Annotated in this window: 22 protein-coding genes; 12 read left to right on the plus strand and 10 right to left on the minus strand. The window is 70.8% G+C overall.

Annotation, left to right across the window (positions count from 1 at the left end; genetic code table 11):
- Positions 1-23 precede the first annotated feature (23 nt).
- From ccmI to G3576_RS24450, 7 genes are read right to left on the minus strand one after another with little or no spacing between them, the layout of a single operon-like run.
- On the minus strand, positions 24-824 hold the full coding sequence (ccmI, locus tag G3576_RS24420; RefSeq protein ID WP_164697089.1) for a c-type cytochrome biogenesis protein CcmI: 801 nt from the start codon (positions 822-824) through the stop codon (positions 24-26).
- On the minus strand, positions 821-1321 hold the full coding sequence (locus tag G3576_RS24425) for a cytochrome c-type biogenesis protein (protein WP_164697090.1): 501 nt from the start codon (positions 1319-1321) through the stop codon (positions 821-823). The genes ccmI and G3576_RS24425 overlap by 4 nt, the downstream gene beginning before the upstream one ends.
- Entirely contained in the window at positions 1318-1881 is a 564-nt protein-coding gene (locus tag G3576_RS24430; protein WP_164697091.1) for a DsbE family thiol:disulfide interchange protein, read from the minus strand. Before G3576_RS24430 ends, G3576_RS24425 begins: the two co-directional genes overlap by 4 nt.
- Positions 1878-3851, minus strand: a complete 1974-nt coding sequence (locus tag G3576_RS24435; RefSeq protein WP_164697092.1) for a heme lyase CcmF/NrfE family subunit — start codon at positions 3849-3851, stop codon at positions 1878-1880. Before G3576_RS24435 ends, G3576_RS24430 begins: the two co-directional genes overlap by 4 nt.
- Entirely contained in the window at positions 3848-4375 is a 528-nt protein-coding gene (gene ccmE / locus G3576_RS24440) for a cytochrome c maturation protein CcmE (RefSeq protein ID WP_164697174.1), read from the minus strand. The genes G3576_RS24435 and ccmE overlap by 4 nt, the downstream gene beginning before the upstream one ends.
- Positions 4375-4548 (minus strand): heme exporter protein CcmD, encoded by a 174-nt coding sequence (gene ccmD / locus G3576_RS24445; protein WP_164697093.1) that lies wholly within the window; start codon positions 4546-4548, stop codon positions 4375-4377. The genes ccmE and ccmD overlap by 1 nt, the downstream gene beginning before the upstream one ends.
- A complete protein-coding gene (locus G3576_RS24450) occupies positions 4548-5228 on the minus strand; it encodes a heme ABC transporter permease (protein ID WP_164697094.1) in 681 nt (226 codons plus the stop codon). The genes ccmD and G3576_RS24450 overlap by 1 nt, the downstream gene beginning before the upstream one ends.
- Before the next feature lie 242 nt (positions 5229-5470).
- Here G3576_RS24450 and G3576_RS24455 point away from each other — a divergent pair, with 242 nt between their 5' ends.
- The 8 genes from G3576_RS24455 to G3576_RS24490 all read left to right on the plus strand — a co-directional run bounded on the left by G3576_RS24455 (position 5471) and on the right by G3576_RS24490 (position 11062).
- Positions 5471-5761 (plus strand): YciI family protein, encoded by a 291-nt coding sequence (locus G3576_RS24455; RefSeq protein ID WP_164697095.1) that lies wholly within the window; start codon positions 5471-5473, stop codon positions 5759-5761.
- Positions 5761-6195 carry an EVE domain-containing protein gene (locus tag G3576_RS24460; protein WP_164697096.1) on the plus strand — a complete coding sequence of 145 codons (435 nt, stop codon included), beginning with the start codon at positions 5761-5763 and terminating at the stop codon, positions 6193-6195. The genes G3576_RS24455 and G3576_RS24460 overlap by 1 nt, the downstream gene beginning before the upstream one ends.
- The gene (locus tag G3576_RS24465) at positions 6192-6554 is read left to right on the plus strand and encodes a Rieske (2Fe-2S) protein (RefSeq protein WP_164697097.1); all 363 of its coding nucleotides are present in this window, start codon (positions 6192-6194) and stop codon (positions 6552-6554) included. Before G3576_RS24460 ends, G3576_RS24465 begins: the two co-directional genes overlap by 4 nt.
- Positions 6555-6612: 58 nt before the next feature.
- A complete protein-coding gene (locus tag G3576_RS24470) occupies positions 6613-7062 on the plus strand; it encodes an antitoxin Xre/MbcA/ParS toxin-binding domain-containing protein (RefSeq protein WP_164697098.1) in 450 nt (149 codons plus the stop codon).
- On the plus strand, positions 7063-7554 hold the full coding sequence (locus G3576_RS24475) for an RES family NAD+ phosphorylase (RefSeq protein WP_164697099.1): 492 nt from the start codon (positions 7063-7065) through the stop codon (positions 7552-7554). It begins immediately after the preceding gene.
- A 97-nt stretch (positions 7555-7651) separates the two neighbouring features.
- Positions 7652-7954 (plus strand): hypothetical protein, encoded by a 303-nt coding sequence (locus G3576_RS24480; RefSeq protein WP_164697100.1) that lies wholly within the window; start codon positions 7652-7654, stop codon positions 7952-7954.
- Between the two features lie 199 nt (positions 7955-8153).
- On the plus strand, positions 8154-10094 hold the full coding sequence (gene acs / locus G3576_RS24485; RefSeq protein WP_164697101.1) for an acetate--CoA ligase: 1941 nt from the start codon (positions 8154-8156) through the stop codon (positions 10092-10094).
- Positions 10095-10231: 137 nt separating this feature from the next.
- Positions 10232-11062: an NADPH-dependent oxidoreductase gene (locus G3576_RS24490; protein ID WP_164697102.1), complete on the plus strand. Its 831-nt coding sequence runs from the start codon at positions 10232-10234 to the stop codon at positions 11060-11062.
- Positions 11063-11121: 59 nt separating this feature from the next.
- Here the strand turns inward: G3576_RS24490 and G3576_RS24495 are convergent, their stop codons facing one another.
- Both G3576_RS24495 and G3576_RS24500 read right to left on the minus strand, forming a co-directional pair.
- Positions 11122-11829 carry a UTRA domain-containing protein gene (locus tag G3576_RS24495; RefSeq protein WP_164697103.1) on the minus strand — a complete coding sequence of 236 codons (708 nt, stop codon included), beginning with the start codon at positions 11827-11829 and terminating at the stop codon, positions 11122-11124.
- The gene (locus tag G3576_RS24500) at positions 11826-12782 is read right to left on the minus strand and encodes an isopenicillin N synthase family dioxygenase (RefSeq protein WP_164697104.1); all 957 of its coding nucleotides are present in this window, start codon (positions 12780-12782) and stop codon (positions 11826-11828) included. Before G3576_RS24500 ends, G3576_RS24495 begins: the two co-directional genes overlap by 4 nt.
- A gap of 173 nt (positions 12783-12955) precedes the next feature.
- Between G3576_RS24500 and G3576_RS24505 the strand changes: the two genes are divergently transcribed.
- From G3576_RS24505 to G3576_RS24520, 4 genes are all read left to right on the plus strand, one after another.
- A complete protein-coding gene (locus G3576_RS24505; protein WP_207623022.1) occupies positions 12956-13798 on the plus strand; it encodes a transporter substrate-binding domain-containing protein in 843 nt (280 codons plus the stop codon).
- A gap of 159 nt (positions 13799-13957) precedes the next feature.
- Positions 13958-14578, plus strand: a complete 621-nt coding sequence (locus tag G3576_RS24510) for an amino acid ABC transporter permease (protein WP_328729738.1) — start codon at positions 13958-13960, stop codon at positions 14576-14578.
- Entirely contained in the window at positions 14575-15228 is a 654-nt protein-coding gene (locus tag G3576_RS24515) for an amino acid ABC transporter permease (RefSeq protein WP_164697106.1), read from the plus strand. The genes G3576_RS24510 and G3576_RS24515 overlap by 4 nt, the downstream gene beginning before the upstream one ends.
- Complete coding sequence (locus G3576_RS24520) at positions 15228-15965, plus strand: amino acid ABC transporter ATP-binding protein (RefSeq protein WP_207623023.1); 738 nt, start codon at positions 15228-15230, stop codon at positions 15963-15965. Before G3576_RS24515 ends, G3576_RS24520 begins: the two co-directional genes overlap by 1 nt.
- Positions 15966-16024: 59 nt before the next feature.
- On the opposite strand, the gene G3576_RS24525 is transcribed toward G3576_RS24520, so the two are convergent.
- Positions 16025-16858, minus strand: a complete 834-nt coding sequence (locus G3576_RS24525) for a hypothetical protein (protein ID WP_164697108.1) — start codon at positions 16856-16858, stop codon at positions 16025-16027.
- Positions 16859-16959: the final 101 nt, after the last annotated feature.

Consider the following 16959-nt stretch of genomic DNA (forward strand, 5'->3'; position numbering starts at 1 on the left):
GGGAGTGTAGCGCCGGGCCGCGGTCAGGGTAGGGCCTGCAACTGCCGTTCGACGACGGGCCGCCAGGGCGCCTCCGCCGGCGCATCGGCCAGCAGCGCCTGCCAGGTGCGGCGGGCATTGTCGGTCCGGCCCGCCCGCGCCTCCGCCAGCCCGGCCAGGAAGCGCAGCCGCGGTTCGCGCGGGGAGGAGCCGAGCGCACGGGCGATCAGCGCGGCGGCGGCGGCGTGCTCGCCCCGCTCGATCTCGAGCTCCGCGAGGTCGGCGGCCAGCGGGCCTTCGAAGCGCGCCTCCAGCGCCGTGCGATAGGCGCGCGCGGCCTCCTCGAGCCGCCCTCGGGATCGCTCGGCATTGCCGAGCAGGATCTGGCCCTGCCGCGCGGCGTCGCTGCCGGGCTCCAGCATCGCGAGGCGGCCGCGCAGCGTCTCCAGCATCGCCTCCTCCTCCTGCGCCAGGCGCTGGCGCTCGACGAAGGGGGCGGCGGGCATGTCGGGCGTGCCGCGCACGAGGTAGAGGCCGAGCGCCGCGGCCGGCACCAGGAAGACCATGGCGGCCAGCACGGCGGCGGTGCGGCCCGGGCGGAGTTCGGGCGCATCCTCCTTCGGCGCGGCCAGGATGCGGCGCTGCACTTCCAGCGTCGCCGCCTGGTGCTGCGCGGCGTCGAGCCGCCCGGCCTCACGCTCCCGGTCCAGCTCCGCCAGCTGCGCGCGATAGAGGGCGAGGTCGGCCTCCGCCCGCCCGCGCGCGCGGGTCGGCCGGATGAGGGTGATGATCAGCGGGAGCAGCGCCAACAGCGCGAGCGCACCCAACAGCAGCCAGAGGGTCACGCGCGGTTTCCGTCCCTTGTCTCGGCGTCGAGCGCGGCGAGGCGGCGCTTTTCCTCCTCCGTCAGCGGCGCGGGGGGCGCGGGCTGCGCGGCTCTGCGGCGGGAGAGGAGGATGAGGCCCGCGCCGAACATCAGCGCCACCACCGGCGTCAGCCAGAGTGCGGCGGTGGACCAGGTGAAGGGCGGGCGCAGCAGCACGAAGTCGCCGTAGCGCGCATGCAGGAAGTCCCGCACCTGCGCATCGCTGTCGCCGGCCACGATGCGTTCGCGCACGATCAGCCGCAGGTCGCGCGCCAGCGCCACCTCGCTGTCCTCGATCGACTGGTTCTGGCAGACCATGCAGCGGATTTCGCGGCCGAGGGCGCGGGCGCGCTCCTCCTGCGCGGGGTCGCGGAGCATGTCGGCGGGGTTGGTCGTGGCGTAGGCCACGCGAGGGGCAATGATCGCCTCCGCCGCGAAGGGCAGCAGCAGCGCGAAGGCGAGGAGGAACTTCCTCATGCGTAGCGCTGCAGGAGCGGCCGGAGGTCCTGCGCCAGGACCTCATCGGTGATGGGGCCGGCATAGCGCCAGCGGATGATGCCCTGGCGATCCAGCAGGTAGGTCTCCGGCACGCCGTAGAGGCCCCAGTCGATCGCCACACGCCCCGGCTCGTCCTTCGCCAGCCGCCGGAACGGGTTGCCGTGGCGGCGGATGAACTGGAGGCTGTCCGCCGGCTTGTCCTTGTAGGCGATGCCGAAGACCGGCACGCCGTCGCGCGACAGGCGCATGAGCTGCGGATGCTCGATGATGCAGGGCACGCACCAGCTGGCCCAGAAATTCACCAGCAGGGGTCCGGCGCCGCTGCGGAGGTCGGCGGCGCCGAAGCCCTCCACGCCGCTTTCCTCCAGCGCCGGCAGGGTGAAGTCGGGCGCATGCTGGCCGATCAGGGCGGAGGGCACGCCGCGCGGGTTGTAGACGCCGCGACGCTGCCGATCGAGCGCGGCATAGAAGGCCACGCCCCCGGCCGCGGCGGCGGCGAAGGGAGCCATCAGCAGGAGGCGACGGGTACTCGGCGTCATTCGGCCGGCACCATGCGCGCGGCTGCGCGGTTGGGGGCGGAGACGCGGATGCGCCGGTCGGCCAGGGACAGCGCGCCGCCCAGCGCCATGATCGCGGCGCCGATCCAGATCCAGGGCGCGAGGAAGTTGTAGTGCAAGCGGATCACCGCCTTGCCCGTGCCCGCCTCCTCCTCCCCGATCACGGCGTAGAGGTCGGCGATCAGGTTGGTGTGGATCGCGACCTCCGTCGTGTTCTGCCGCGCGATGGGGAAGAAGCGGCGGGAGGGTTCCATGACGCGCACCTCGGCGCCGTCCCGCAGCAGCGTGATGGTGGCGCGCCGCGCGGTCCAGTTCGGGCCCTGCACGTCGCGCACGCCCTCCAGCCGCCATTCATAGCCCGCGAGCGTGGTGGATTCGCCCGGCGCCAGCGCGACCATGCGTTCCTGCGCCAGGCCCATGCCCGCGATGCCGGCCGCGGTGATGCCGATGCCGGCATGGGCGATGGCCGCCCCCCAGGCCGCGCGCGGCAGGCCCCTGGCGCGGTTCCAGGCATTTCTCCAATTGGTGCGGAACGCGGCCGTCCGATCCGCGATGTCGGCCACCGCCGCACCGATCACCCAGGCCGCGAAGGCGAAGCCCACCGCGGGCATCACATGCTGGCCGCTCAGCAGCAGCGCCGCGAAGAAGGCGGCGAAGGCGATGACCGCGCACCACCAGAGCCGCATCACGACATTGGCGAGCTGCGCGCGCTTCCAGGGCATCAGCGGCCCCGCCGCCATGGCGATCAGCAGCGGCACCACCAGCGGGAAGCTGGCGGAGTTGAAGAAGGGCGGCCCCACCGAGACCTTCATGCCGAACAGCGCATCCGCGAACATCGGCCAGAGCGTGCCCACGAACACCACCGCGGTGATGGAGCAGACCAGCAGGTTGTTCAGCACGATCGCGCCCTCGCGCGACACCGGGGCGAAGATCCCGGTCGGGATCATGGCCGAGGCCCGGAAGGCGAAGAGCAGCAGCGCGCCCACGACATAGACCATCAGCAGCGCCAGGATGAACAGCCCGCGCTCCGGGTCATTGGCGAAGGAATGCACGCTGTTCAGCACGCCGGACCGCACCAGGAAGGTGCCGAGCAGCGACATGGCGAAGGCGATGATGGCGAGCAGGATGGTCCAGGTCTTCAGCGCGTCCCGCTTCTCCACCACGATGGCGGAATGCAGCAGCGCCGTGCCGATCAGCCAGGGAAGCAGCGAGGCGTTCTCGACCGGGTCCCAGAACCAGTAGCCACCCCAGCCCAGCTCGTAATAGGCCCACCAGGACCCCAGCGCGATGCCGAGCGTCAGGAAGGACCAGGCGGCCAGCGACCAGGGCCGCACCCAGCGCCCCCAGGCGGCATCGACGCGGCCCTCGATCAGCGCGGCGATGGCGAAGGCGAAGGTGACGGCATAGCCGACATAGCCGAGGTAGAGCAGCGGCGGATGCATGGCCAACCCGATATCCTGCAGGATCGGGTTCAGCCCCTGGCCATCCGGCGGCGGCGGCCACATGCGGTCGAAGGGGTTGGACGTCTTGATGGTGAAGAGCAGGAAGCCGACCGAGATCAGCCCGAGCACGCCGAGCACGCGGGCGCGCAGCGCCGTCGGCAATTCGCGCCCGAAGCCGGAGACGGCGGCGCCGCAGAGCCCGAGGATGTTCACCCAGAGCAGCAGCGACCCCTCGTGATTCCCCCAGGTGCCGGTGATCTTGTAGAGCATCGGCTTCAGGGAATGGCTGTTCTGCACGACGTTCAGCACCGTCGTGTCGTTGATGGCGTAGGAATACATCAGGCAGAAGAAGGACGCGATCAGCGCCAGGCACTGGCCGAGCGCCAGCGGCGCGGCCGAGGCCATCATCCGCGCATCGCGCACATGCGCGCCGATCAACGGCAGCAGCGCCTGCGCCAGTGCCAGCACGAGGGCCAGCGCGAGGGCGAAGTGACCGAGTTCAGCGATCATGATCCGGTCCTCCCCGCCGCGGCGGGCCGCGCGGGGTCCATCGTGTTCCAGGTTGCCGGCGGCGGCGCCGCGCCTTCCGCCGGGTTCCAGTGGCCGGACCGCTTCAGCGCATCCGCCACTTCCGGCGGCATGTAGGTCTCGTCATGCCGGGCCAGCACCTCGCTGGCGCGGAAGGTGCCATCGACGCCGAGGCGCCCCATCGTCACCACGCCCTGGCCTTCGCGGAACAGGTCCGGCAGCACGCCCTGGTAGGTGACGGCGATGGCATGCGCGCCATCCGTCACGCGGAAACGCACGGTGGGCCGCTGGCCGCTGACCGCGGGCTCCCGCTCCACGCTGCCGGCCTCGACCAGGCCGCCGAGGCGGAAGGCGCGGTCGGGCCCCGGGCGCTCCGCCATGATGTCGGAGGGCGATCGGAAGAAGACGAGGTTGTCCTGGAAGGCCGTCAGCGTCAGCGCGGTCGCGCTGCCGAGCCCCAGCGCACAGAGCAGCAGGATCCACATCCGGCGCTTCTTGCGCGTCATCATGCATCCCTCCCGCGGGCATCCCCGCGCTCGCGGCTGTCACCGCGCGGATCAAGGCGTTTCAGCGTGGCGGACGCGGCGCGGTGGCGCATCACCGCCGCCACGGCCAGCCCCACGAAGGTGGCGAGCGTCAGGCCCCAGGAGGCGATGACATGCACCCAATGCGTGCTCATCACGCCGCCTCCGCCCGGCGGGCGCGGGCCGTCTGCAGGGCGCGAACGCGGCGTTCCATCACCGCGCTCCGGGTGCGGGCCAGCACCACGGCACCGAACAACAGGGAAAAGCCGAGCGCATTCACCAGCAGGGGATACAGCAGGTCCACATGCATGCCCGGCGCATCGATGCGCGTGACGGAAGCGGGCTGGTGCAGCGTGTTCCACCAATCGACGGAGAACTTCACGATCGGCACGTTCACCAGGCCGACCAGCGCCAGGATGGCGCCGGCGCGCGCGCCGCGCTCCATGTCGTCGAAGGCGCGGACCAGCGCGGCATGGCCGAGCCAGAGGAAGAACAGCACCAGCACGCTGGTCAGCCGCGCATCCCAGACCCACCAGGTGCCCCACATCGGCTTGCCCCAGAGGCTGCCGGTGGCCAGGCAGAGCGCGGTGACGGCGGCGCCGACCGGCGACAATTCCCGCGCCGTGAGGTCCGCCAGCGGATGCCGCCAGATCAGCGACATGATCGACAGGATGCCGAGCCCCGTGTAGCCGCCCATGGCCAGCCAGGCCATCGGCACATGGACGTGCATGATCCTGACCGTCTCCCCCTGCTGCCAATCGGCGGGGGAGAGGAACAGCGCCCAGGCGGCGCCGATGCCGGTCACCAGGATGGCGGCGGCCCAGAGCCAGGGCATCAGCGCATCGGTCAGCCGGAGGAACCGGCCCGGGTTGGCGAAGCGATGCAGCGACCGTGCCCCGCCCGCGGTCGCGGGGGGGTCGTTACGGGGCGCGCCCGACGGGGTTGGCCCCGCGGGCGGCGAAAGGGGTCTGGCGTCCACGCCCCTAGACTAGGGGTGCTTCGCGCCGGATTGAAGCGGGGCGGCAGGGGCGTTACGTCCCTTTCGCGCCCGCGACGTCCCGAAGGAACCCCGCGCCCATGCTTTTTGCCATCTCCTGCACCGACAAGCCGGCCTCGCTGGCGCTGCGGATGGAAACGCGTCCCGCCCATCTGGAATACTTGAAGCAGCACGCCGCCAGCTTCGTCCTGGTCGGCCCCGTGCTGGATGCCGAAGGCAAGCCCTGCGGCAGCCTGCTGGTGGTGGATGTGGCCGACCGCGCGGCCGCCGAGGCCTTCGCCGCCGGCGACCCCTATGCCAAGGCCGGACTGTTCGAGAGCGTGGTGATCCGCCCCTTCCGCACGGTCTTCAAGGACGGGGCCGCGGTCTGATGGCGGGCCGGTCCCATTGGCTCGTGAAGTCGGAGCCTGACGCCTTCTCCTGGGACCAGCAGGTCGCCAACGGGATCGAGCCCTGGACCGGCGTGCGCAACCACATGGCCAAGGCGAACCTCAAGGCCATGAAGAAGGGGGACCGCGCCTTCTTCTACCATTCCAACATCGGGAAGGAGATCGTCGGCGTGGTGGAGGTGGTGCGGGAAGCCTATCCCGACCCCACCGTCGCCCCCGACGACCCGAAGGGCGAATGGGTCTGCGTCGACATGAAGGCGCTGATGCCCTTCAAGACGCCGGTGACCCTGGCGGCCATCAAGGCGGACCCGGAGCTGGCGGATGTCGCCCTGGTCCGCATGTCCCGCCTCTCCGTCATGCCGATCACGCCGGAGCACTGGACGAAGCTCTGCAAGATGGGCGGGATCAAGGCGTGAGCGAGGTTTCGGCGTCCGAACGGGTGCTCTGCCGGGTGGAGGACATCCCGGATGGCGAAAGCCGCGGCTTCGCGCCGGCGCCGGGGGCCTTCACCGGGCTCTTCGCCATCCGGCGGGGCGCCTCCGTGCTGGTCTATGTGAATTCCTGCCCGCATGTCGGCCTGCCGCTGGACCCCGCGCCCCACCGGTTCCTGGACGCCAAGCGCGCCCACATCGTCTGCTCCGCCCATGGCGCCCGCTTCCGGATCGAGGATGGCGAATGCTTCTCCGGCCCCTGCTACGGGGAGAGCCTGGAAGCCGTGCCGGTGCGGATCGACGGGGAAGGCCGGGTGATCGTGCCGGCGGAGGCGGGGCTGTAGATTCCGGCTCGCCTGATCCCATATGATGGGCTCAGCTGAGCCCGGAGCCCGCCCCGCCATGTATCCCGTCGAGGTCGCCAAGGTCGCCGCCGCGCTGGGCGGCAGCCGCACGCTGAGGGCCGATGTCCGGTCGCTCGGCGAGCTGACCGAGGCGGTGGAGCAGGGCTTCCCGCGCGGCGTGGTCCGGGCGCTCGCCGATGCGGTGGTGCCGGGCGGGGACAGGGGCTCCACGCTGCGGCGCCAGGTCGAGGCGCTGGTCGCCTCCCCCGCCACGCTCAAGCGCAGCCCGCGTCTTTCCGCCGCGGCGAGCGAGCGCGCCGAACGCCTGGCCCGCATCGCGGCGCTGGCCAGCCAGGCGCTGGGGGAGGCGGCGGAGGCCAAGGCCTGGCTGACGGAACCCCACCCGCTGCTCGGCAACCGCCCGCCGATCGAGGTCGCGGCGACGGATCTCGGCGCGCGGCAGGTGGAGCGGATGCTGGTCAACATCGAATACGGCCTGCCCGCCTAGGTGCGGGTCTATCGCCTCGGCACCGCGCAGCATCCGGTCTGGGATGGGCTCGGCGCCGCGCTGCATGGCGGGCGCTGGAACCCGCCGGGAAGGCCGGTGATCTACGCGGCGGCGACGCTGTCGCTCGCCATGCTGGAGCGGCTCGCGCAGCGCCGGAACCTGGGTGGCACGCTGCTGGTGGAGGCGGAGGTGCCGGACGACGTGGCGATGGAGGATCTCTGCGCCGCGCCGCCCATCGGCTGGCGCAGCCCCGGCAGCCCGGAAGCCGTGGCCGCCGGCGCCGCCTGGCTGGCGCGGGGGCGGACGGCGCTGCTGCGCGTGCCCTCCGCCCTGGTGCCGCGGGAGGCCAACATCGTCATCAACCCCGCCCATCCCGATGCCGCGCGCATCGTCGCCGGCCCGGTCGAGCCGCTGGACTGGGACCCCCGCCTGTTCGGCATCCCGGCCCCCGCCACCGTTCCGCCGCCATCGCCACGCGGCCGCCGCGCCTGACCTGAAAACACCTTGGGCGCGCCCAAGGGCCGACACGGGGCATGCCCATCCTACGTCCTGCGCCAGACATCACGGCGCAACCTGAAGGATGGATCCGATGCGTTCCCTCTCCCGCCTGCCCCTCGCCGCCACGCTGATCCTGATCGGCGCGGTCCCCGCCTTCGCCCAAGGCACGAGCGGCAGCGTCACCTCCACCGCCCCCGTGACCTCCACCCGCCCCGCCGCGGTGGCACCCGCCGCGCCGGCGCAGCGCCCCGCGCAGGCGGCGACGCCGGCCAACCCGGGCGGCAACGTGCAGGCCACCACCCCGGCGGCGCGCCCAGCCACCCAGGGCCAGCAGGCCCAGCCCGCCCGCCCGGCCACGACCGCCGCCCCGCAGGCGCCGCGCGCGACGAACTGACGCAAGGCCACCGCTTCCCTCTCTCTCTCCCCGACTTGGCCGCCGTCCCCCCACCGGGGGCGGCGGTTCTTTCCGTTTTCCGTCCCATTCGTTACCGATTTCCGCTGCACCGCAGCGCCGGTTGACGCATATCAAGGGCCATGGCCCATTCGGCGCCTAGGAACCCGCCGCAAGGCCGGAACAAGGTTTGGGGACGCCCATGTCTGATGCATTGATCGCCGTGAAGCCCGAGATCGCCGCCCGCGCCCATGTGGACGCCGCGACGTACAAGGCGATGTACGACGCCGCCGCGGCCGACCCTGACGCCTTCTGGGCCGCGGAAGCCAAGCGCGTCGCCTGGATGAAGACGCCGACGATCATCAAGAACGTCGATTTCGGCGGGACCTCCGGCAAGGTCTCCATCAAGTGGTTCGAGGACGGCGTCCTCAACGTGACGGAATCCTGCCTGGACCGGCATCTCGCGACGCGCGGCGACCAGGTGGCGATCATCTGGGAAGGCGACGACCCCAAGGCCGACAGCAAGGTCACATACAAGGACCTGCACGCCCGCGTCTGCCAGCTGGCCAACGCCATGCGCGGCATGGGCGTGAAGAAGGGCGACCGCGTCTGCATCTACCTGCCGATGATCGTGGAAGCGGCCGTCGCCATGCTGGCCTGCGCCCGCATCGGCGCGGTGCACTCCATCGTCTTCGGTGGTTTCTCCCCCGACAGCCTCGCGAGCCGTATCCAGGACAGCGAATGCACCGTCCTGCTGACGGCCGATGAGGGCCGGCGCGGCGGCCGCAAGGTGCCGCTGAAGGTCAATGCGGATGAGGCGCTGAAGACCTGCCCCTCCATCCGGCACGTCATCGTCGCGAAGAACACGGGCGGCGCGGTCGCCATGCAGGAAGGCCGCGACGTCTGGTGGCATGACGCCTGCGACAGCCAGCCGACCACCGCGGCGCCGGAGCCGATGGGCGCGGAGGATCCGCTCTTCATCCTCTACACCAGCGGATCGACGGGCAAGCCGAAGGGCGTGCTGCACACGACCGGCGGCTACCTGGTCTGGGCGTCCTTCACCCACCAGAACGTCTTCGACTACCGCGACGGCGAGATCTACTGGTGCACGGCCGATGTCGGCTGGGTCACGGGCCACACCTACATCGTCTATGGCCCCCTCGCGAATGGCGCGACCACGCTGATGTTCGAGGGCGTGCCGAACTACCCCACCGTCTCCCGCTTCTGGGAGGTGATCGACAAGCATCAGGTGAACATCTTCTACACCGCGCCGACCGCGATCCGCGCCCTGATGCGCGACGGCGAGGCGCCGGTGAAGAAGACCAGCCGCGCCTCGCTGCGCATCCTCGGTTCCGTGGGCGAGCCCATCAATCCCGAAGCCTGGCTCTGGTACTACCGCAATGTCGGCGACGAACGCTGCCCGATCGTCGATACCTGGTGGCAGACGGAGACGGGCGGCATCCTGATCTCGCCCCTGCCCGGCGCCATCGCGCAGAAGCCGGGTTCCGCGACGCTGCCGCTGCCCGGCGTCCGGCCCGCGCTGGTGGACAATGACGGCAACCCGCTGGAAGGCGCGACCGAGGGCAACCTCGTGCTGCTGGACAGCTGGCCCGGCCAGATGCGCACGGTCTATGGCGACCATGAGCGCTTCCAGCAGACCTACTTCTCCACCTTCAAGGGCACCTACTTCACCGGCGACGGCGCCCGCCGCGATGCCGATGGCTACTACTGGATCACGGGTCGCGTCGATGACGTCATCAACGTCGCCGGCCACCGCATGGGCACGGCCGAGATCGAGAGCGCGCTGGTCGCCCATCCGAAGGTGGCGGAGGCCGCGGTCGTCGGCATGCCGCATGAGATCAAGGGCCAGGGCATCTACGCCTATGTCACGCTGAAGGCCGGCGAGGAGCCGACCGAGGCGCTGCGCAAGGAACTCGTCGCCTGGGTCCGCAAGGAGATCGGCCCGATCGCCAGCCCCGACGCCATCCAATGGGCGCCGGGCCTGCCCAAGACCCGCTCCGGCAAGATCATGCGGCGCATCCTCCGCAAGATCGCGGCGAATGAGACGGAGGCGCTGGGGGATACCTCGACGCTGGCGGATCCGGCGGTGGTGCAGGAGTTGGTGGACAACCGGGTTGGGTGATTCCGGGGAAGGCGCTGCCTTCCCCGGACCCCTACCGCCAGGGGCGAGACGCCCCTGGACCGTCGGCAGAGGCGGGCGAAGGGGGGTAGCGTCCCGCCCCTCGCCATGGATACCTGTGCGCAACACAGGAGCCTCCCATGGACCAGCCTGCCTCCCGCCTGCCTGACGATTTCCAGTCCCGCTACGGCGGCGCGGCCCCGGACGTGGCACCGCCGGTGAATGCGGTGCTGGAGACGATGCTCGGCCACCGCTCCGTCCGCGCCTACCTGCCCGATGCGCTGGCGCCTGGCGTGCTGGAGACGCTGGTCGCCGCGGCGCAATCGGCGCCGACCTCCTCCAACCTCCAGGCCTGGAGCGTGGTGGCGGTGGAGGACCCGGAGCGAAAGGGGCGACTCGCGGACCTCTCCAACAGCCAGCGCTTCATCCGCCAGGCGCCGCTGTTCCTGTGCTGGGTCGCGGATCTCTCGCGCCTGACCCGACTTGGCGAGGCGCATCAGCGCAGGCTGGAGGGTCTCGATTATCTCGAGAGCTTCATGGTGGCGCTGGTCGATGCCGCGCTCGCCGCGCAGAACTGCGTGGTGGCGGCGGAGAGCCTGGGGCTTGGTACCGTCTATGTCGGCGCGCTGCGCCATCATCCCGAGAAGGTGGCGGCGGAGTTGAATCTGCCGCCGAATGCCTTCGCCGCCTTCGGCTTGGCGGTCGGCCATCCTGATCCCGCCGTGCCGGGTGCCGTGAAGCCGCGCCTGCCCCAATCGCTGGTGCTGCACCGGGAGCAGTACGGGATTGCCGAGGAGAGCACCGCGATCGCGGGCTATGACAAGGCGCTCGGCGATTTCTCGCAGGCGGTCGGCATGGGCAGGCAGGACTGGACCCAGCGCATGATCAGCCGCGTCGGCACTGCGGCGGCGCTGTCCGGCCGCGACCGGATGAAGGAAGCGCTCACGGCGTTGGGTTTCGGCCTGAAGTAGTCGCGGTCCAGGGTCCCGCTGGACCCTGGCGGGGGTGCAGGGGGCAGAGCCCCCTGCTGCTACAGCGTCGCCCGTCCCGCAATCTCGAACCTGTTCGCCGGCTGCACGAGGCGGGAGAAGGTCATCGCCTGCCCGTCCGTGAAGGTCGTGCGCTGGATCACCAGGCAAGGCTGGTTTCGCGGCACCGCCAGCAGCTTGGCCAGCGCGGCGTCGGGCAGGATGGCGGTGATGGATTGCTCCATGGCCGTCGCGTTTCCCGCGCGGACCAGGTGGGCGAAGGTCGTTTCCGTCGTGTAGTCGCGGTCGAGGTAGCCGGGCGCGTAGCCCGGGCGGAGCCAGCGTTCCTCCTGCTGGATCGGCGCCCCGTCGCCGAGGTGGAGGATGGCGCTATGGGGTACGGGCGCGCCTGGCGGCAGCAGCAGGGCGGCGGCCGCTTCCGGCGGCGCCGGCGTGACGCCGAGGCGAAGCACGCGGCAGGTCCAGGCCATGCCGCGGGCGGCGATCTCGTCGGCGATGTCGTGGATGGTCATCAGCCCGAAGCGCGGCCGGGCGCGGGCGACGAAGGTGCCTACCCCCTGCACCTTCCGCAGCAGCCCTTCCTGGGCGAGTTCCGCGAAGGCGCGGTTCACCGTGATGCGGCTGACGCCGAGTTCCGGGCCGAGCGCGTTCTCCGACGGGATCTTCGTGTCCGGCGGCCATTCCCCGTTGAGGATGCGTCGCCGGACGTAGTCCTTCACCGCCGCGTAGCGCGGCTGTGCATCACTCATCCCTGCTTGCGGTAGGCGAAGGCCTGGGCGAAGCGGCCGAGGATGTGTTCGCCGCAGGTCGTCGGCGGGTAGTGCGGGTCGGTGGCGCCCAGCGCGCGCGGATCGACGGGCGCCGAGAAATCGGGGTCGTAGAAGGTGGCGATGGACATGCGTTCATGCCCGCTGCGGTTCACCACGCGGTGCGGCGTGCTGGCGAAGCGGTCATTGCTCCAGCGGCCGAGCAGGTCACCGACATTGACGACGAGCGTGCCCGGCAGCGGCGGCGCGGGAATCCAGGCGCCGGTCTGGCGTTCCTTCACCTCCAGCCCACCGCTGTCATCCTGCCAGAGCAGGGTGATGCAGCCGAAATCCGTGTGGGGGGCGACGCCGAAGCCATCCGTGTCGTCCGGCGCCTGGGGGGGATAGAAGATCGCCTGGGTCCGCTGCAGCGGGGTCTTGTAGTGCGGCGCGAAGAAGTCGCGATCGAGCCCGAGGCTGAGCGCGACCGCGCGCAGCAGCTTCGCCCCGCAGGCGCCGATCGCGTCGAAATAGGCCTCCATGGCCGGCGCCAGTTCCGGCACCTCGGCGGGCCAGTTGTTCGGGCCGCGCAGCTTCTCCCCGGCCAGGACGGTCGGGTGGTCGGCGGGCAGGTCGAGCCCGATGGAGAAGAACTCCTTCAGGTCGGGCTTCTTGGCACCCTCCATCACCGCGCCGCCGGCGGCGTGCCAGCCGCGATGGATCAGGTTCGCCTTGGTGCGCATCTTCACCTCCTGCGGCAGCAGGAAGAAGCGGCGCGCGGCGGCAAGGGCGGTATCGATCACCGCCTGCGGCACGCCGTGGTTGCGCACATAGAAGAAGCCCGGCCCCGTGCAGGCAGCGTTGATGGCGGCCGCCACCGCTCCCTCCCCGCCCGGGCTGTCGAGCGGCGTGAGGTCGATGACCGGAAGGCTGCTGTTTCCAAGCTGGTGCGTCATGGTGCAAGCTCCCGCCAAGGTTGGGCTTGATGCGCAGGGAGGCCGACGATACGGTCATGACCTGTCATGTCAACCATGTCCCGGACAACCGGGCGGCGAGCCTGACAAGCGGGGAAGACGCCGGCGCGGCCCGGACGGAATTCACACGAGGCCCAACGGCCCAGGAGACGACGATGACTGCCTTCACCCCGACCCGCCGCCAGGCGGGGCTGACCGCGGCTGCCGCGCTCTTCGCCCCGATGCTTGCCCCCCGCTTCGCCCACGCGAACAACCTCGAGAAGGCGCGCCGGGCCGGTGAGCTGATGATCGCGACCGAGCTGCACTTCGCGCCCTTCGACTTCACCGAGGGTGGCCGCCAGGTCGGCATGAACAGCGAGCTTTTCGCCGAAGTGGGCAAGGCGCTGAACCTGCGCATCCGCTTCCAGGACCTGCCCTGGCCTGGCGTGCTGCCCGGGCTGGAAGCCGGGCGCTTCGACCTCGTCGCCGGCCCCGCCACCATCACCCGCGCGCGGATGGAGCGCTACCGCTTCACCGCCCCCATCGCGGATGCCACCGTGGCGCTGCTGAAGCGCGCGAACGATGCCAGCATCCAGAAGCCGGAGGACATCAACGGCAAGACGGTGGGCTGCGCGCAGGCGACGGCGCAGCTGACCCAGCTGCAGAACTTCATCGCGTCCAAGGGACTCAACGTCCAGATCCGCGAATACCAGTCCTTCAGCGAGACCTATGCGGACCTCGCGGCCGGCCGCATCGTCGCGGTGGCCAATTCGCTGCCCAACATCGCCTATGTCGCGCAGCAGCGCCGCAACGTCTTCGCCGTGGTGAACCCGCCCTTCGGCGCCAAGGTCTATTTCGGCTATCTCGGCAGGAAGGACGCCGACACGGCGCCGCTGCTCGATGCCGTGGATGGCGTGATCGATGCGATGCGCACCGATGGCCGCCTCGCCGCGCTGCAGACCAAGTGGTTCGGGCAGTCCTTCGAGGTGCCGGCCCGCGTCGTCGAAGCCAACGCCTGATATCAGCGGCCGCTTTCAGCGACTCGCTGATATGATGTTCCGGGCCCTCAAACGCCGGGCGCCGGCTCCGCCGGCTTGGCTTCGCGGCATATGCCGCGGGCCGCATTCGCGGCCTCGCCCGTCTTCGACGGGCGCAGGTTGCCCACTGCGACCGGAGTTGTGACGTTGGACTTCATCGCCGAAGCCCTGCCGCCCATGCTCTGGGCGGCAGGCAATACCGTGTGGATCTCGGCCGTGGGCATCGCCCTCGGCCTGGTCCTTGGCGTGCCCATCGCGGTGGGGTGCGAAGCCCGCCGCGCCTGGGCGCTCACCTATGTCAGCTTCTTCCGCGGCGTGCCGCTGCTGATCCAGCTGATGCTGGCCTATTACGCGCTCCCTTTCCTCGGCATCGACCTGCCCGCCTGGTTCGCCGCGACCGCGACGCTCGGCCTCTGCTGCGCGGCCTATATGGCGGAGATCATCCGCGGCGGCTTCGCCCTGGTGCAAAAGGGGGGGCTGGAGGCCGCGCGGCTGCTCGGCCTGACGCCGCGGCAGATCCTGCTGCGCATCCGCCTGCCCATCGCCATCCAGGCCATGCGCCCGGCCGTGATCAATGAGGCGATCCTGATCGTGAAGGCGTCGTCGCTGGTCTCCGTCGTCGGCATCCTGGAACTGACGCGAAGCTCCCAGGCCATCGCCTCCTCCACCTTCGAGCCCTTGCCGGCCTATGCGCTGTGCGGCGCCATCTACCTGGCAATGAACCTGCTGCTGACGCTGCTGGCGCGCGGGAAGGCCGCATGATCCAGGCCCTGATCGACAGCCTGGCCGCGGCGGCGCAGGGCCTGCCGATGACGCTGGCCCTCTGGCTCGGCGGCGTCGCCATCGGCATCGTGGCGGGCTTCCTGATCGGCGCGCTGCGCTTCTTCGCGCCCCTCGCCCTCACCTGGCCGCTCGCCGCGGCGGTGGAGGCGGTGCGCGGCACGCCCTTCCTCGTCCAGTGCTTTCTCCTGTATTTCGGCGGGCCCTTCATCGGCATCGACCTCTCGCCCGTCGTGGCCGGGCTGGTCGCGCTGTCCGTCTATGGCGCCGCCTATTTCTCCGAGGTTTTTCGGGCCGGCTTCATGGCGGTGCCGAAGGGCCAGCTGGAAGCGGCACGGATGCTCGGCCTGTCCCGCCCGCAGACGGTGCTGCGCATCATGCTGCCGGTGATGGCGCTCGCCGTGCTGCCGTCGCTGGTCAACCTCGCCGTCATCCTCATCAAGGAAACCGCCGTGCTGTCCATCATCACGGTGCCGGAGCTGACCTTCCGCGTGCAGGGCGTCGGCTCCGCCACCTTCGCCTTCGCCGAGACGACGCTGGTGCTGGCGCTCGTCTACTGGGCACTGACCGAGGCGACCTCCTGGGCCGCGCGCGGCCTTGAACGCCGCATCGAACGCCGGATGGCCGCGTGATGAACCCCGTCCTGCAGGTCCGCGCGCTGGAGCGCCGCGTCGGCGATGTCGAGATCCTGCGCCGCATCAGCCTCGACGTCATGCCGGGCGAGGCGATCGGCGTCATCGGCCCCAGCGGCTCCGGCAAATCCTCCCTGCTCCGCTGCATCGCGGGCCTCGATCCCATCTCTGGCGGCGAGGTGCTGGTGGAGGGCAAGAGCGCCAGGCCCGGCGACGGCGCCATCGGCATGGTGTTCCAGCAATTCAACCTCTGGCCCCACCTGACGGCGCGGGACAACGTGGCCCTCGCCCTCAAGCTCGTCCGCGGTATGGCCGCGAAGGATGCCGACGCCAAGGCGGAAGCGGCGCTGGCGAAGGTCGGGCTCGGGGCGCTCGGCGGCCGCAAGCCCGCGGCACTGTCGGGCGGCCAGCAGCAGCGCGTTGCCATCGCGCGGACCCTCGCCATGGAACCGCGCGTGCTGCTCTTCGACGAGCCGACCGCGGCGCTCGACCCCGAACTGACGACGGAAGTGCTGGACGTGATCCGGGCGCTCGCGGCCTCCGGCGTCACCATGCTGGTCGTCAGCCACGAGATGGGCTTCGTCGCCAGCCTCTCCACCCGCGTGGTGTTCCTGGACCACGGCGTGGTGGTGCAGGCGGCACCGCCGGCGGAGGTCTTCGGCGGCGGGGGGGAGCCGCGGGTGAAGACCTTCCTGAAGACCTACCTGGATCGGGTGGCCTGGACGAAGGACGCGTAAGCGTTGCTCCCTCCCCCGCGCTTGCGGGGGAGGGTTGGGGTGGGGGTAAGGCCCGCCCTTCAGTTGGCCGATGCGCGCTGGGTGCCGAGATACTCGCGAACCGTCTCCCACGCCACGCGCTGCAGATGCGCCGCCGTGTCGGCATCGAGGCCAGCCGTGTAGCGGTTGCCCTCGGGATTGCGGCCGAACACCGCGGCATAGGTCGTGACAGCCGCCAGGTAGGTGCCGGCCAGGCTGGGATGCCGCAGATCGGAGACATAGAGGTCCAGCGCCGGGCGCTGCGCGATGGACCGCTCGAAGGCCAGCCCTGCCGGGATCACCAGCGCATTGTTGGCATTGCCCACCGCCGTATAGGCGGCGGCCAGCCCCGCCATCATCTCCGGCTTGTCCTTGTAGGCCCAGGACATGAAGAAGACGGGCTCCGCCCCATGGCTGCGCACCGTCGCGCTGTGGCGCCGGGCATAATCCTCGAACACCGGCGCCAGCTGCGGGTGCACGGGGCAGAGGCTGCAATCCATCATCACCGCCAGGTCGAACAGCTTACCCGGCGGGCGGAAGACGATGTTGTTGCTGCGATCGAAGCCATAGCTCGCCACCGCATCGGGGCGGAAATAACTGGCCACGTCATGCCACTGCATGTTGGACCCGCCGATGCCGACCAGGGTCGACCGGAAGGGCGGCGGCTGGTCGCTGCCGCGCAGCAGGCCGGTCAGGTGATTGGTGATGCCGTTGTTGTAGTAGAAGAAGCTGTTGCCGATGAAGATGGCGCTGGCCGGCACCTCCACCCGCGTCACCGCCGGGCGCGCGGCTGGGGGCGCCTGCTGCGCCAGGGCGGGCAGGGCCGCCAAGCCACCCAGCAACAGGCCGAAGCAGGCCCTACCGAAACCGATCATGGCATGTCCCTCCCCAGGGTGCGGCGGCGCTGTCCGGCCTGCCTGACGAGGAGGATAGGCCCGCCTGAGGCCACCCGTCACGCCCACCGAACGGCCCGGGT

This window comes from Falsiroseomonas algicola (genome assembly GCF_011040385.1).
GTDB lineage: Bacteria > Pseudomonadota > Alphaproteobacteria > Acetobacterales > Acetobacteraceae > Falsiroseomonas > Falsiroseomonas algicola.